We start from the raw sequence: 14,347 nt of genomic DNA on the forward strand, positions 1-14,347 counted from the left end.
CAAAAGAGGTAAACAAAGCTTGAAGACGCCTGTTCGAAACCGCACAGCTAGCGTGAATGTCTTTTTTTTCAGCGCCTTGCCTGCGTTTTCATCCGATTGCAGGCGCCCTGCGCCCTGCGCGAGAGGCGATTGCATCCCCGACAGCCGCCGCCTACTCTCACCGCAACTTCCAGACCAAGGATCTCCGATGCTGACACCTCTTGCTGCCCCCATGGCCCGCACCTTTGCCTCCCCTATCGTGGCCTCTCGTAAATGGGCCGAAGGTGTCACCTTTCCGCCCGAACGTCCCTTGATCAACGTGAGCCAAGCCGCGCCGATGGAGGCGCCGCCGCTGCCCCTGCGCCAAGAGATCGCCCGCATGGCCGTAGAGGACACAAGCGCGCATCTTTACGGCCCGGTTCTGGGCCTGCCGGAGTTGCGCAGCCAGATCGCCAAGGATTGGTCATCAGCCTATCATTCAGACATCACCGCCGATCAGGTCGCCATCACCGCCGGCTGCAATCAGGCGTTTACCTCGGTGATGAGCACGATTGCCGCCCCGGGGGACGAGGTCATTCTGGTCGCGCCGTGGTATTTCAACCATAAAATGTGGTGCGATATGTCGGGCGTCACCGCCGTGCCTTTGGTCGCGGGCGACGATCTTTTGCCCGATCTCGAAGAGGCCGCGCGTCTGATCAGCCCACGCACCCGCGCCATGGTGTTGATCACGCCGAACAATCCGGGTGGCGTGGAATATCCGCCGGAGCTTTTGACGAAATTCTACGCGCTGGCCCGTGATCGCGGCATCATGTTGATCCTCGATGAAACCTATCGTGATTTCGACAGTCGCGATGAGGTGCCGCATTACCTGTTCCGGCAAAAGGGCTGGCAGGACACGCTGGTGCATCTCTATTCCTTCTCGAAAGCCTTTCGCCTCACCGGCCACCGCGTCGGCGCCGTGATTGCCTCCGCTGAGCGGTTGGAACAGGTGGAGAAGTATCTCGACACCGTGTCGATCTGTCCCAATCAGATCGGCCAGAAGGCGGCGCTTTGGGGGCTGCAAAACCTGAGCGCGTGGGTCGCCGGTGAGCGCGCCGAAATTCTGTCGCGGCGTCAGGCCATTATAGATGGTTTCCCGCGGCTGGAGGCCAAAGGCTGGCGTCTCTTGGGCTGTGGCGCGTTTTTTACCTATGTCAGCCATCCGTTCGACATGCCGTCATCAGAACTGGCCCCATGGCTGGTGCGCGAGGCCGGTGTGCTCTTGTTGCCGGGCACGACCTTCATGCCAGACGGCGACAAGCGCGCCGAGCATCAGCTCCGCATCGCATTCGCCAATATCGATCAAGCCGGGATCACGGAGCTTTTCACCAGATTGGCCCAAATCGCACCCTGATCTGCCTTGCCCTCGGTTTCGCTTGCCCCTACACAGTTTCCCAACCTTGAAGGAGACTAAAAACATGGCGAGCAGCAAGGGTTCTGGCACGAAAATGGTGGTGTGGGGCCTGATGGGCCTCCTGATCGTCGGTTTGGGCGGTTTTGGCACGGCAAATTTTGGCGGTGGCGTGACGCGTGTCGCCTCCGTGGGCGATGAAGATGTCTCCACCAATGCCTATGCCTCCGCGTTGCAAAACCAGATGCGCGCCATCGAAGCCCAGACCGGTCAGCCGTTTTCCGTGGCACAGGCGCAGGATTTCGGCCTGTCGCAACAGGTGCTCGACCAGCTTTTGTCTCAGGCTGCATTGGATGCGGAAACCGCGCGCGTCGGCCTCTCCGTGGGCGATGATGCTGTGCGCCGCGAGTTGTTGAACATCGACGCCTTCAAAGGCCTCGACGGAAAGTTCGATGCCGAGGCCTATCGTCAGGCCTTGTCGCGCAACAACATGACCGACAAGGGCTTTGAGGACAATCTGCGCAAGGAGGCCGCGCGGTCGCTTTTGACCGGCGCTTTGGCCACCGGCATAACCATGCCGCCCTCTTACGGCCAGGTTGTGGTCGATTGGCTGGGCGAACGCCGCACCGTCTCTGTCGCCACGCTCGAAGCCGACGCGCTTGAGACCGGCGCACCGATTGCGTCTGACAGCGACATTCAGGCTTGGTATGACGCCCACCCCGACGCCTACACCGCGCCCGAGGCCCGTCGCATCACCTACACCTGGCTCACGCCCGCGATGATCATGGACGAGGTCGATCTCGACGAAGATGCGCTGCGCAAACTCTATGACGAGAACATCGACAGCTACATCCAGCCTGAGCGCCGTCTGGTCGAGCGTCTGATCTATGGCTCCGAAGACGAGGCCCAGGCCGCCGCTGACCGTATCGCGGCAGGCGAGACGAGCTATGAAGACGAGGTCACCGCGCGTGGGCTCGATCTCATTGACGTCGATATGGGCGATATTTCCGAGGGGGATCTGTCGTCCGAGGCCGGCCCTGCGGTCTTTGCGCTGGACGGCACCGGCGTCGTCGGCCCCGTGATGTCCGATCTCGGCCCTGCGCTTTACCGCGTCAACGGCACTCTGGCGGGGTCTGAAGTGTCCTTTGAAGAGGCGCGTGAGGAATTGGCCGCCGTGATGGGCACCGATGCCGCCGCACGTCTGATCTCCGGTCTTCTGGAAGAGTTCGACAACGATCTGGCCGAAGGCTACACGCTCGAAGACCTCGCCAATGAGACCAAAATGGAACTTGGCACGATGGACTGGACGCCGTCGAGCGAAGGCGGAATTGCCGCCTACACCGCCTTCAAACAGGCCGCCTCTGAGGTGACTTTGGACGATTACCCGGAGATCATCGAATTGTCCGATGGTGGCATTTTCGCGCTGCGCCTCGACGAGATCGTGTCCGCGACACGGATGCCGCTGGACGAGGTGCGTGATCAGGTGACCGCCGATTGGGAAGCCGACGCGCTGCAACAGCGCCTGACCGAGCGCGCCGAAGCGTTGGAGACCGAGGTCGCCACCGGCAAGCTGATCACCGATCTGGGCCTGCCGTCCGAGACCTTCTCCGCGATCACGCGTCAGGATTTTCTGTCGGCCATGCCCGAGGGCTTCATGGATGCGGTCTTTGCGCCGGGTCTTCAGGCCGGTGGCACCACGCTGATCCCGGGCGACAACCGCGTTGTCATCGCCAAAATCGACACAATCGAGCCGCCCGCAAGCACCGATGAGAACACCACCATCGCAGAGAGCTATATCACCTCCGCCGCTCAGGGCGCTGCCACCGATGTGATCGACGCCTTCACAAAAGCGCTTCGGGCCCGCGAAGGGGTAACGATCAACCAGACGGCGCTCTCCGCCGTTCACAGCCAGATGCAATAAGAGAAGATCATGGCCACGCTCATTCCGACCTATTCCGAGTTTGAAACCGGCTTTGCCCAAGGCAAAAACCAGTTGGTTTACGCCAAGGTGGCCGCCGATCTCGACACGCCGGTGTCGATCATGCTCAAACTCGCGGGCGCCCGCACCGACAGTTTCATCCTCGAATCCGTCACCGGCGGCGAGGTGCGCGGGCGCTATTCCATCATCGGCATGAAGCCCGATCTGATCTGGAAATGCGAGGGTACGGGCGGCGAGGCGAAGGCTTCGATCAACCGCAACGCGCGCTTTGACGACGACAGCTATGTCGTGGACGACAAGGACCCTTTGTCCTCGATCCGTGCGCTCATCGACGAGAGCCGCATCGACATCCCCGACGAATTGCCGGGGGCCGCCGCCGGTCTCTTTGGCTATCTGGGCTACGACATGATCCGCCTTGTGGAGCATCTGCCCAATGTGAACCCCGACCCCATTGGACTTCCGGATGCGGTGCTGATGCGGCCCTCTTTGGTGGCCATTCTCGATGGGGTCAAAGGCGATGTGATCCTTGTGTCGCCCGCTTGGGCCTCCTCAGGCCTTTCGGCCAAAGCCGCCTATGCGCAGGCCGCCGAACGCGTGATGGATGCGCTGCGCGATCTCGAACGTGCGCCCTCCGAGGCCAGCCACGAAATGGGCGAGGCCTACGTCGCACCGCCCGCCACCTCGAATTTCACCCACGAAGGCTACAAAGCCGCCGTCGAGAAGGCCAAGGAATACATCACCGCAGGCGACATCTTTCAGGTCGTGCCCGCGCAGCGCTGGACCCAAGAGTTCCCGCTGCCGCCCTTCTCGCTCTACCGAAGCCTGCGCCGCACCAATCCGTCGCCTTTCATGTTCTTCTTCAACTTCGGCGGCTTCCAGATCATCGGCGCCTCGCCCGAAATTCTCGTGCGCGTCTTCGATGGCGAGGTCACCATCCGCCCCATCGCCGGCACCCGCAAACGCGGCGCGACACCCGCCGAGGACAAGGCTCTCGAAGAGGATCTGTTGTCCGATGAAAAGGAACTGGCCGAACACCTGATGCTTTTGGATTTGGGCCGCAACGACACCGGCAAGGTCTCGAAAATCGGCACGGTGCATCCGACCGAAGAGTTCATCATCGAGCGCTATTCCCACGTCATGCACATCGTCTCCAACGTGGTCGGCGAGCTGCGCGACGACGAAGACGCGCTTTCTGCCCTGCTCGCAGGCCTGCCCGCAGGCACCGTCTCCGGTGCGCCGAAAGTCCGCGCCATGGAGATCATCGACGAGTTGGAACCCGAAAAACGCGGCGTCTATGGCGGCGGCGTTGGATACTTTTCTGCAGGTGGCGACATGGACATGTGCATCGCGCTCCGTACCGCCGTTCTGAAAGACGAAAAGCTCTATATCCAAGCCGGTGGTGGCGTGGTCTACGACAGCTCGCCGGAGGGCGAATACCAAGAAACCGTCAACAAATCCAACGCGCTCAGAAAAGCCGCCGAGGATGCGGGCCTGTTCACGCGGTCCGGCAACCGCTGAACTGACCGCCGCTTAAGACCAAGGACGCACCGGTCTGCCGCTGCGCTTTTTCTTTTGTCCTGAAATATCCTGCGGGGGGCCGGGGGTGCAAAACCCCCGGCATCCTCTCAAAGCGGCAACATCGTCGTCGACTTGATCTCTTCCATCGACAGAAGCGCCGTCACATTGTAAATCGACACTTCCCCGATCAGCGCCTGATAAAACTCGTCGTAAGCCTTGGCGTTCTTCACCCGGACCTTGAGGATATAGTCGATCTCGCCCGCCAGCCGGTGCGCTTCCAAGACCTCGGGGCGTTTTTGCAGCACCTTGAGGAATTTCTCCTGCCATCCCGCCTCATGCGCGCTGGTGCGCACGAGGACAAAGAAACAGGCCTCAAGGCCAAGGCTCTCCGGGTCCAAAATCACCGTCTGCTGACCGATGACGCCCGCGTCCTTCATCTTGCGGATGCGATTCCACACCGGCGTCTTCGAAGAGCCGACTTTGCGGGCAATTTCGTCCAAAGACTGGCTCGCGTCGCGTTGCAGCTCGGCCAGAATTTTCCGGTCCATCGCGTCGATCTGGTCCACCATTTCGATTTTCCTTTCCATATCGGAATTCCGGCCTCCCTGCTGCGCGACAGCGGAACAATTATCCTTATCTCTCCGCGCATCTGGCCAGATATTGGGACAATGTTCTAAATTAATAGCAAGAAATCGCAAGTTGGAAAAAGCCATGCCGCGCCCGTTTACGCCCAAAGCCATCACCGCCAACGCCCTTTTGGAGGGCGATGTGATCTATCTCGATGACCAAGGCCAGTGGGTCCGCGACCTGCGTCAGGCCCGTGCCTTCACCGAAGCCGAGGTGGCCGAGGCCGCTTTGGCCGAGGCCGCGAAGGACGGCATGGTGGTTGGCGCCTATCTGACCGACGTCAAACTGGGCGAACACGGTCCCGAGCCGACGCATTTCCGCGAAGAATTCCGCCGCACCGGACCGTCCAACTATTTCCACGGAAAACAGGAAAGCAAGCAGGAGGCCGAAGCCCATGTATAAGTACAACGACTTCGACGAAGCCTTTGTCCGCGAGCGCGTCGCTCAATTCTCCGCTCAGGTCGCCCGCCGCATCGACGGCAGCCTGACCGAGGAGGAATTCCGCCCCCTGCGCCTGATGAACGGCCTCTATCTGCAACTCCACGCCTATATGCTGCGCGTTGCGATCCCTTACGGCACCCTCAACAGCGGCCAGATGGATCAACTGGCTCATATTGCCGAGACCTATGATCGCGGCTACGGCCATTTCACAACGCGGCAGAACATCCAGTACAACTGGCCGAAACTGCCCGACGTGCCCGCGATCCTGTCGGATCTGGCGGATGTCGAGATGCATGCGATCCAGACGTCGGGCAACACGATCCGCAACGTGACCGCCGACCATTTCGCGGGGGCTGCCGCCGATGAGGTCGCCGATCCGCGCCCCGTCGCCGAGCTGGTGCGTCAGTGGTCCACCGATCACCCGGAATTCCAGTTCCTGCCCCGCAAATTCAAAATCGCCGTCTCGGGCGCCAAAGCCGACCGTGCGGTGATCAAAGCCCATGACATCGGGCTCTACCTGCGCGAGCAGGACGGCGAAATCGGCGCTCAGATCATCGTCGGTGGTGGCCTTGGCCGCACGCCGATGGTGGGCAAGGTGTTGAAAGATTTTGTCTCTCTCGCAGACCTCCTGCCCTATCTCGAGGCCACTGTGTCGGTGTGGAACCTCCTGGGTCGCCGCGACAACAAATATAAAGCCCGGATCAAGATCACCGTGCATGAGCATGGCATCGAGGACATCCGCGCCCGTGTCGAAGCGCGTTTTGCCCAAGTCAAACCGCTGTTCGGCGGGATCGACATGGCAATGCTCGAAGAGATCAAAGCCGCCTTTGCCCCGCCCGCTTTCCGCGAGGCCGCGACCGAGGCCTATGACCGCGCTTACACGACCGACCCGGTGTTCCGCGCCTGGGCCGACACCAATCTGTCCGACCACCGCGCGCCGGGCTATGCCATCGCGACCGTGTCGATCAAGACGCCGGGCCAGACGCCGGGTGACGCCTCCGCCGATCAAATGCGGGTTCTGGCGCAACTCGCGCGCGACTATGGCCACGACGAACTGCGCATCTCGCATGAGCAGAACGTCATCCTGCCGCATGTCCATAAATCCGACCTGCCGGCGATCCACGCAGCACTGAAAGAGGCCGGGCTTGCGGCCGCCAACATCGGTCTGGTGAGCGACATCATCGCCTGCCCCGGCATGGACTACTGCGCGTTGGCCACCGCCCGCTCGATCCCCGTGGCGCAGGGCATCGCGACGCGGTTTGACGAGCTGAAACTCGAACACGAGATCGGCCCGCTCAAGATCAAGATCTCCGGCTGCATCAACGCCTGTGGGCACCACCATGTCGGTCACATCGGCATTCTGGGCCTCGACCGCGCCGGTGTGGAGAACTACCAGATCACGCTGGGTGGCGATGGCACCGAAGACATGGTGATCGGTGAACGCACCGGACCGGGCTTTGCCTATGACGAGATCATTCCCGCGATCGAGCGCATTCTTGCGACCTATCTGGAGCTGCGCGAGGCGCCGGAGGAGACCTTCCTCGCCGCCTATCGCCGCCTCGGCATGGCGCCGTTCAAGGACGCGCTCTATCCTCCGAAAGAGGAAAAAGCGAATGCAGCATAATCTGGCGGAAGCCATCTCTTTGCGCGAGGAGTTCGGCTCGGTCGACGACCGTGTCGCGCGCCTCAATGCGCGCTACGCCAACCATTCCGCGACCTCGGTGCTTGAACTGGCGCTGAGGGACCGGGAGTTGGGGCGGATCGCGCTTGTGTCGTCTTTCGGCGCCGAAAGCGTCGTGCTCTTGCACATGATTTCGGTGATGAAGCCGGACACGCCGGTGATTTTCATCGACACGGAAATGTTGTTCGAAGAGACGATTCAGTATCAGCTCGAGTTGATCGACAAGCTCGACCTGCGCGATGTGCGGCGCATTTCGCCGTCTCCGGCGCGCGTGGCCGCGCATGATCCCGACGGGTTGCTGCACCTGTCGAACAAAGACGCGTGCTGCGATCTGCGCAAAACCGTGCCTTTGCAAAACGCGCTTGGCAATTTCGACGCCTGGATCACCGGACGCAAACGCTTTCAGGGCTCGACCCGCGCCACGCTCGATTTTTTCGAGAACGAAGAAAATACGCGGATCAAGATCAACCCTCTCGCCTATTGGGCGCCCGAGGATCTGAAGGATTACATGATCAACAACCGCCTGCCGCGCCATCCTTTGGTCGCGAAAGGCTACCCGTCGATCGGCTGTGCGCCCTGCACAAGCCCGGTCAAAGACGGCGAAGACCCGCGCGCCGGTCGCTGGCGGGGCGAAGACAAAACGGAATGCGGGATTCACTTCGTCAACGGCAAGATCGTCCGTGGTCCCATCACAGGAGATGCATCATGAGCGTGATTGTACGCGACACCGGATTTGTGGCCGAGGATTACGCCGGAGACTGGGTCGACCTGTCCTCCGACACCGATCCCGAAAGCCTTGCGCAACACGGCAATGCCGCAGCGATCCGCATCGCATTCCCGAGCCATACGGACGGGCGCGGCTTTACGCTGGCGCGTCTCTTGCGGCTTCAGGGCTTTCAGGGCCGTCTGCGCGCCGAGGGTCATGTGATTTGTGAACAATACGCCATGGCGCGGCGTTCGGGCTTTGACGAGGTGGAAATCAGCGACGATTTGGCGGCACGGCAACCCGAAGAGCTATGGTTGACGCGCGCCGATTGGCGGGCGCATGACTATCAGTCGCGGGTGCGCGGCGGCTTGCATACCGGAGCCTAAGCGGTCAGAAAGGGCACATTCCCGGCGCGCGTTTGGGACTGTGCCTTTTTGCCTCACATCAATGTGACTGACATCGAAATCGCATATTCACTACTCATGCAGCGCGAGACAAAACAAATGACCGAGTTGACCCAAGTGACCGAAGCCAAATCCAAACCCGTCCCCACCCTGCCCGATGCCGCCAAGGTTCTGGAGGTCAAGCACTGGAACGACCGGCTGTTTTCCTTCAAGGTCGAACGCCCGGCGAGCCTGCGGTTCCGCTCTGGCGAATTCGTCATGATCGGCCTGATGGGCGATGTGAACCCGGCGACGGGCAAAGCGAAACCGCTTTTGCGCGCCTATTCCATCGCCTCGCCGTCATGGGAAGAGCATCTCGAGTTCTATTCGATCAAGGTGCAGGACGGTCCGCTGACCTCGCGGTTGCAGCATATCGAAGCGGGGGATGAGATCATCCTGCGCCCGAAACCCGTCGGCACGCTTGTGGTTGATGCACTTTTGCCGGGCAAGCGCCTTTGGTTCTTTGCGACCGGCACCGGGATCGCGCCTTTCGCCTCGCTGATGCGCGAGCCGGAAGTCTTCGAGAAATTCGACGAGGTGATCCTAATGCACACCTGTCGTGAGGTCTCCGAGCTGGAATACGGGCGGCAACTGGTCGAGCACATCAAATCGGATGAGATTTTGTCGGAAATCGAACAGGGCAAGCTGCGCTACTACCCGACCACGACCCGCGAAGAGTTCCACCACATGGGCCGCGTGACCGACAATCTCAGCTCCGGCAAGGTGTTCGAGGACTTGGGCATCGCGCCGATCAACCCGGAAACCGACCGCGGCATGGTTTGCGGCAACCTGGCGTTCAACAAGGACATCATGGCCATTCTCGACGGCTTCGGTCTGCGCGAAGGTGCCAATTCCGAGCCCAAGGAATATGTGGTCGAGAAGGCCTTCGTGGACTGATTTCCCATCCACTCGAAACAAGACAAACCCCGCAATTCGCGGGGTTTTCTTTTGAGTATTTTCATCACGAAAAAGACCCCAAAAGGACCATAAAAAAAAGCCGCGCGGGATCTCTCTCGCGCGGCTTTAGAATTTTGATCTCTAAAGAGATTACATGCCCAGAAGGGTGCGGGCCTTTTCAAGGATCGCGGTCAGGATTTCCGGGTTGTTCTGAGCCTGCGTCATGCCGGTGATGATGGTCGATTTCGCGGTCTCGGAGAGGCTGGAAGAATTCACAACTTCGGTGGCTTTGTCGAGATCGAAGCCATCCACGGTCAGCACTTCGGCAGCGGTCGCCATGTCGAAGGAGGAGCTGCCTTCTTCGGCGACGGGTTCGGTCACCATGTCGGTTGCGGTTTCCGTTGCAGCCTCTGCCGCATCGGCTGCGGTTTCGACGGCATCGGCAGCGGCGTCGGTTGCGACATCGGCGGCGGCTTCAGCGGTGTCGGCGGCCTCTTCGGCCATGTCTGCCGCAGTGTCAGTCGCAGCGTCGGTCGCGTCAGATGCGGCATCTGTTGCAGCTTCGGTTGCAGATTCGGTGGCCTCAGCAGCCGCGTCAGCGGCGTCGGTTGCGGACTCTACTGCGGCTTCCGCCGCGTCAGATGCGGCTTCGACAGCGCCTTCAGCGGCGGATTCTACGGCATCGGTGGCGGCCTCAACAGCGTCGGAGGCGGCCTCGGCTGCGTCTTCGGCGGCTTCAGACGCAGTATCGGCGGCGTCGGTCACGGCATCAGCGGCCTGTTCCATCACGGTGCCAGTGGTGGTTTCCGTCTCAGCGGCTTTCTCTTCTTCTTTACAAGCTGCCAGGGAAAGCGCGAGGCTGGTCATCAGAGCGCCGGTCAAAAAACGTTTGGTCATTGTGTGTCTTCCTCACCAAATGCATGGGCCACGAAGGATGTGGCCGGACTGGGGCAGTCTACGCTCCCCCTCCACTGCGGCATATGACATGCGTGTTACAGGAATGTAAGGGCCGCATCTCTGGTTTTTTCCCCGCAAGTGGCGATGTGCGAGAACTCGCCGAATGCGGGTTGAAAACAGGTGCGTTTGGCCTTATTTTTCCGCAACACAAATGCAATGACAGACAGGAGCTTACCATAGCCCGCAGACCGCATAACGCCCCGCCGACCCGTGACACCGGACCGCGTATCAACGAACGCATCCGCGCACCGGAAATTCGCCTGATCGGCGCCGAGGGTGAAAACGTGGGGGTTGTTCACCCCGCGAAAGCCATGGATATGGCCGCAGAGGCCGGATTGGATCTCGTCGAGATTTCTCCGAATGCCACTCCGCCTGTGTGCAAGATCATGGATTACGGCAAGTTCAAATACGAACAGCAAAAGCGTGAATCCGAAGCCCGCAAGAAGCAGAAGATCATCGAGATCAAGGAAGTCAAATTCCGTCCGGGCACCGATGTGCACGACTATGAGGTCAAGATGCGCAATGTGGTCAAGTTCCTTGAGAATGGCGACAAGGTGAAGGTCACCCTGCGCTTCCGCGGTCGTGAGATGGCGCACCAGGATCTGGGTCGTCAGCTTTTGGAACGTGTGGCCGAGGACACCAAAGAAATCGGCAAGGTCGAAAACATGCCGAAGATGGAAGGCCGCCAGATGGTCATGATGATCGGGCCGCTTCCGACCAAGGGCTAAGGTTTTCAAACCTTTCAAATGACGAACCCCGGGCCTTTGGCGCCGGGGTTTTTCTTTTGGCTGGCGGAGTGGGTTTAAAACGCCCCTGCTCCCATGCTCGCTAGGACGAGCACCAACACCTGCGGCGCCAGAATGCGCAGGAACATCACCAACGGATAGACCGAGACATAGGCCACAGAGGCCGCGCCCGTCTTGCTCATCGAAACGGTAAAGGCCAGCGCCGGCGGATCGGTCATGGAGCCGGCCAGAACGCCGCAGAGGCTCAGGTAATTGAACTTGCCAACCACCCGCGCGATCACGCCCACGACCAGCAGGGGCACCAGCGTGATCAGGATGCCATAGCCCATCCAACTGAGCCCGTCGCCATGCAGCAGCGTGTCAAAGAACCGGTCACCTGCCACAATCCCGACAACGGCCAGAAACAACACGATGCCAAACTCGCGCAGCGCATGGTTGGCGGCGGGGGGCATGTACCAAGTGAACGGCCCCCAATGACCCAGACGCCCCAAAAGGATCGCGGCCATCAACGGCCCGCCCGCAAGACCGAGTTTCAAAGGCGCTGGAAGACCGGGCACGGCCAAGGGAATAGACCCCAAAAGGACCCCCAAGGCGATGCCAAAAAACAGCGCCGGGAATTGCACCTCTTGCAACCGCGCATTCTCATTGCCCAGTTGATGCGCCACGGCGTCAATATCGGGTTGCGAGCCGACCACGGTCACGATGTCACCAAAGGCCAAGGTCGAAGAGGCCTGTGCCGGAAGCTCGACACCCGCGCGGTTGATCCGCGAGACGGTGACCCCGTTGCCTTCCAAAAATGCAAGCTGACGCAAGGACTTGCCCAGAACACGCTCTTTGGTCACCACGAGACGGGACCATGTGAGCCGCGTGCCTTTCGTCGTCATGGCCGCGTCAATCTCACGACCCAAGATAAGCTTCATCGCCTGCAATTTCTCTTTCGGACCGACGAGGTGCAGGCAATCGCCCAGATGCAGGATCACGTCACGCGTCGGCACCACCAATTCGTCGCCCTGTTTCATCCGCGAGGCCACGACACCATGATCGAAGAGGTCCGGCACATCGCCCAATTTTAGGCCGTCGAGATTGGCATTGGTCACCGCAATGTTCATCGAGGGCAGCGCCTCTTCACCGCTTTGGGTTTCGGCTTTATAGGCGGCTTCCTCGTGCTCCAAGACGATTTTGAACACAGCCCGAATAACGAACATAGAGGTCAAAATCCCAAGGATGCCAAAGGGATAGGCCATCGCGTAGCCCATGCCGGAATTCGCCACCTCGGAGGCCGGAAAGCCCGCGTCGCCCAAAACCTGTTGTGCCGCCCCCAACCCCGGCGTGTTGGTCACGGCCCCTGACATGACGCCCACGAGCACCGGCAAGGGCAGATCGGCCAGCGCATAGATCACCAAGGTCATCGCAACCCCGCCCAAGACGATGCCAATGGCCGCAAGATTGAATTTAAGGCCGGATTTGGCAAACGATGAGAAGAAACTCGGGCCGACCTGAATGCCGATCGTATAGACGAAAAGGATGAGGCCCAACTCGCGGATGAAATGCATCACCTCGCCATCGAACTCTATCCCTGCACGCGAGGCGACATGGCCGATGAGAATGCCGGAAAACAACACGCCGCCGATGCCCAGCCCCACCTTTCGGATTTGGATTTTACCCAGCAAAAGTCCCAAAGCGCCCGCGAGGCAGAGCGCCATGGTGGTCACGGCGATATCGGAGAGAGGCAGAGACATGAGACCGCTTTCTGGGGGAGGAGACCCGGCTGTCGTAAAGTCAAATTTGGCGCGATTGTGCGCGCTTCACCCACAGACGTAAGTGATATGTGTCAATTTTCTGCAAATGCATAACGGTCATGCAAGGGGAATTCCCGACGACTGCCTTAGAAAACGTCTTTCGCTTAAGAATTATCCGCGCGGCAAAAGCCCCCCGACGCCCAGGTTGGCCAAGTCGTCATCCGAAATGCTGACCCCGCAGACCAGCCGCTCAAAGACCCAATCCGTGCCATTCAAAGCCGTCAGACGGGCACAGTCCGGCAGGCCCAGAATGGGCACGGAACCAAGCCCGCCTGCGAACATTGAGGCGCCGGGATCGACCGGAATGCCAAAGCGCGTGATCACGCCCCCGGCGCGCCGGACGGCTTCGGGCGCGACGTCATGACGGTCCACCGTGGGCCGCGCGGGCAGGATCAGGACGACATCGCCGGTGACCGACAAAAGCGCCTCGGCCAGGGCCTCTTCGCGATGGGCCACCACGAGGCTTTCGGCCATTTTGAGCCCCAAAGGCGCGAGCCGCGCACGAATCGCCGCCTCGGCACCCTGCCCCGCGTCGCCGCCCTCGACGGTCTGGATCAGCGTCACCGTCTCCGCCAGCACGGGTCGCAGGCGGATCATATCCTCGCCCTCGCTCAGCACCCGCGACAGGGCAGATCGCTTCACCGCCAAGGGCGTGATCCGCAGTTTGGCGATCACCTCGCCCGCGCGCGCCCTCTGGAATTGCCGCATGGTGATCACCGCAATCCCCTCATCGACCCGATTCATCCGGGAGATGCCCTGTGTGTCGAGCCCAACAACACCGGGCGCGGAGGCGATCAGATCGAGACAGCCGAACGGCCCCTCCTCGCGCCGCACAGACGCATCGCCCAGATTGGGCACAAGCGCCTTGGCCAACCGCGCCACCGCCTCATCGGCAGGCACATCGTGAGGCTCAACCTCCACCACCGGGACCTCCGCAATCCCCGCCATGGTCAAGGCCGCAATGTCTTCCGGGCCGATCTGGCGCCCACGTGCAATCTTTGCGCCAGAGGCCAGAGAGATGTCCCGTGCCAGCAAAGCCCCTTTCGCCAATCGCACCGGTCGGGTGTCAAACATCATCCACACCTGCCTTTCTCAGCCATAGAGTGCACGCTCCATCAGGCATGACAAGGGTTACCACGATCTGAACGGCGGACCAGACGGGATGGAAAAAGAGGGAGGCGGGCAAAAAAAGAGGCGTCACAGGAGAAACGCAAACCCTGTGAC

The 14,347-nt window shown here is 60.7% G+C and carries 13 protein-coding genes; 9 read left to right on the top strand and 4 right to left on the bottom strand.

Annotation, left to right across the window (positions count from 1 at the left end; all coding sequences use genetic code 11):
- Positions 1-187: 187 nt before the first annotated feature.
- From ACN0X0_RS06405 to trpE, 3 genes are all read left to right on the top strand, one after another.
- The gene (locus tag ACN0X0_RS06405) at positions 188-1,372 is read left to right on the top strand and encodes an aminotransferase (RefSeq protein WP_417278474.1); all 1,185 of its coding nucleotides are present in this window, start codon (positions 188-190) and stop codon (positions 1,370-1,372) included.
- Positions 1,373-1,436: 64 nt separating this feature from the next.
- Complete coding sequence (locus tag ACN0X0_RS06410) at positions 1,437-3,290, top strand: SurA N-terminal domain-containing protein (RefSeq protein WP_417278475.1); 1,854 nt, start codon at positions 1,437-1,439, stop codon at positions 3,288-3,290.
- Between the two features lie 9 nt (positions 3,291-3,299).
- Positions 3,300-4,826 carry an anthranilate synthase component I gene (gene trpE, locus ACN0X0_RS06415; RefSeq protein ID WP_417278476.1) on the top strand — a complete coding sequence of 509 codons (1,527 nt, stop codon included), beginning with the start codon at positions 3,300-3,302 and terminating at the stop codon, positions 4,824-4,826.
- A 107-nt stretch (positions 4,827-4,933) separates the two neighbouring features.
- Here the strand turns inward: trpE and ACN0X0_RS06420 are convergent, their stop codons facing one another.
- Positions 4,934-5,395 carry an Lrp/AsnC family transcriptional regulator gene (locus tag ACN0X0_RS06420; protein ID WP_226553643.1) on the bottom strand — a complete coding sequence of 154 codons (462 nt, stop codon included), beginning with the start codon at positions 5,393-5,395 and terminating at the stop codon, positions 4,934-4,936.
- A 142-nt stretch (positions 5,396-5,537) separates the two neighbouring features.
- On the opposite strand from ACN0X0_RS06420, the gene ACN0X0_RS06425 reads away from it, so the two are divergent.
- From ACN0X0_RS06425 to ACN0X0_RS06445, 5 genes are all read left to right on the top strand, one after another.
- Entirely contained in the window at positions 5,538-5,855 is a 318-nt protein-coding gene (locus ACN0X0_RS06425) for a DUF2849 domain-containing protein (protein WP_417278477.1), read from the top strand.
- Positions 5,848-7,518 (top strand): nitrite/sulfite reductase, encoded by a 1,671-nt coding sequence (locus ACN0X0_RS06430; protein ID WP_417278478.1) that lies wholly within the window; start codon positions 5,848-5,850, stop codon positions 7,516-7,518. The genes ACN0X0_RS06425 and ACN0X0_RS06430 overlap by 8 nt, the downstream gene beginning before the upstream one ends.
- Positions 7,508-8,284 carry a phosphoadenylyl-sulfate reductase gene (locus ACN0X0_RS06435; RefSeq protein WP_417261374.1) on the top strand — a complete coding sequence of 259 codons (777 nt, stop codon included), beginning with the start codon at positions 7,508-7,510 and terminating at the stop codon, positions 8,282-8,284. The genes ACN0X0_RS06430 and ACN0X0_RS06435 overlap by 11 nt, the downstream gene beginning before the upstream one ends.
- Positions 8,281-8,667: a DUF934 domain-containing protein gene (locus ACN0X0_RS06440; RefSeq protein ID WP_417261373.1), complete on the top strand. Its 387-nt coding sequence runs from the start codon at positions 8,281-8,283 to the stop codon at positions 8,665-8,667. The genes ACN0X0_RS06435 and ACN0X0_RS06440 overlap by 4 nt, the downstream gene beginning before the upstream one ends.
- Before the next feature lie 117 nt (positions 8,668-8,784).
- Positions 8,785-9,621 carry a ferredoxin--NADP reductase gene (locus tag ACN0X0_RS06445; protein WP_417261372.1) on the top strand — a complete coding sequence of 279 codons (837 nt, stop codon included), beginning with the start codon at positions 8,785-8,787 and terminating at the stop codon, positions 9,619-9,621.
- Between the two features lie 150 nt (positions 9,622-9,771).
- Here ACN0X0_RS06445 and ACN0X0_RS06450 read toward each other — a convergent pair whose 3' ends face one another.
- A complete protein-coding gene (locus ACN0X0_RS06450; protein ID WP_417278479.1) occupies positions 9,772-10,518 on the bottom strand; it encodes a translation initiation factor 3 in 747 nt (248 codons plus the stop codon).
- A gap of 236 nt (positions 10,519-10,754) precedes the next feature.
- On the opposite strand from ACN0X0_RS06450, the gene infC reads away from it, so the two are divergent.
- Complete coding sequence (infC, locus tag ACN0X0_RS06455) at positions 10,755-11,306, top strand: translation initiation factor IF-3 (protein ID WP_417261555.1); 552 nt, start codon at positions 10,755-10,757, stop codon at positions 11,304-11,306.
- Positions 11,307-11,380: 74 nt separating this feature from the next.
- Here infC and ACN0X0_RS06460 read toward each other — a convergent pair whose 3' ends face one another.
- Positions 11,381-13,063: a putative transporter gene (locus ACN0X0_RS06460; protein ID WP_417278480.1), complete on the bottom strand. Its 1,683-nt coding sequence runs from the start codon at positions 13,061-13,063 to the stop codon at positions 11,381-11,383.
- A gap of 171 nt (positions 13,064-13,234) precedes the next feature.
- Positions 13,235-14,197 (bottom strand): molybdopterin biosynthesis protein, encoded by a 963-nt coding sequence (locus tag ACN0X0_RS06465; RefSeq protein ID WP_417278481.1) that lies wholly within the window; start codon positions 14,195-14,197, stop codon positions 13,235-13,237.
- Positions 14,198-14,347 lie beyond the last annotated feature (150 nt).

It is taken from the genome of Celeribacter sp. (assembly GCF_048270365.1).
Taxonomy (GTDB): Bacteria; Pseudomonadota; Alphaproteobacteria; order Rhodobacterales; family Rhodobacteraceae; genus Celeribacter.

Coding starts and splice junctions, on each gene's coding strand:
- ACN0X0_RS06405 (WP_417278474.1), top strand. CDS start 188: ATGCTGACACCTCTTGCTGCCCCCATGGCCCGCACCTTTGCCTCCCCT.
- ACN0X0_RS06410 (WP_417278475.1), top strand. CDS start 1,437: ATGGCGAGCAGCAAGGGTTCTGGCACGAAAATGGTGGTGTGGGGCCTG.
- trpE (WP_417278476.1), top strand. CDS start 3,300: ATGGCCACGCTCATTCCGACCTATTCCGAGTTTGAAACCGGCTTTGCC.
- ACN0X0_RS06420 (WP_226553643.1), bottom strand. CDS start 5,395: ATGGTGGACCAGATCGACGCGATGGACCGGAAAATTCTGGCCGAGCTG.
- ACN0X0_RS06425 (WP_417278477.1), top strand. CDS start 5,538: ATGCCGCGCCCGTTTACGCCCAAAGCCATCACCGCCAACGCCCTTTTG.
- ACN0X0_RS06430 (WP_417278478.1), top strand. CDS start 5,848: ATGTATAAGTACAACGACTTCGACGAAGCCTTTGTCCGCGAGCGCGTC.
- ACN0X0_RS06435 (WP_417261374.1), top strand. CDS start 7,508: ATGCAGCATAATCTGGCGGAAGCCATCTCTTTGCGCGAGGAGTTCGGC.
- ACN0X0_RS06440 (WP_417261373.1), top strand. CDS start 8,281: ATGAGCGTGATTGTACGCGACACCGGATTTGTGGCCGAGGATTACGCC.
- ACN0X0_RS06445 (WP_417261372.1), top strand. CDS start 8,785: ATGACCGAGTTGACCCAAGTGACCGAAGCCAAATCCAAACCCGTCCCC.
- ACN0X0_RS06450 (WP_417278479.1), bottom strand. CDS start 10,518: ATGACCAAACGTTTTTTGACCGGCGCTCTGATGACCAGCCTCGCGCTT.
- ACN0X0_RS06460 (WP_417278480.1), bottom strand. CDS start 13,063: ATGTCTCTGCCTCTCTCCGATATCGCCGTGACCACCATGGCGCTCTGC.
- ACN0X0_RS06465 (WP_417278481.1), bottom strand. CDS start 14,197: ATGTTTGACACCCGACCGGTGCGATTGGCGAAAGGGGCTTTGCTGGCA.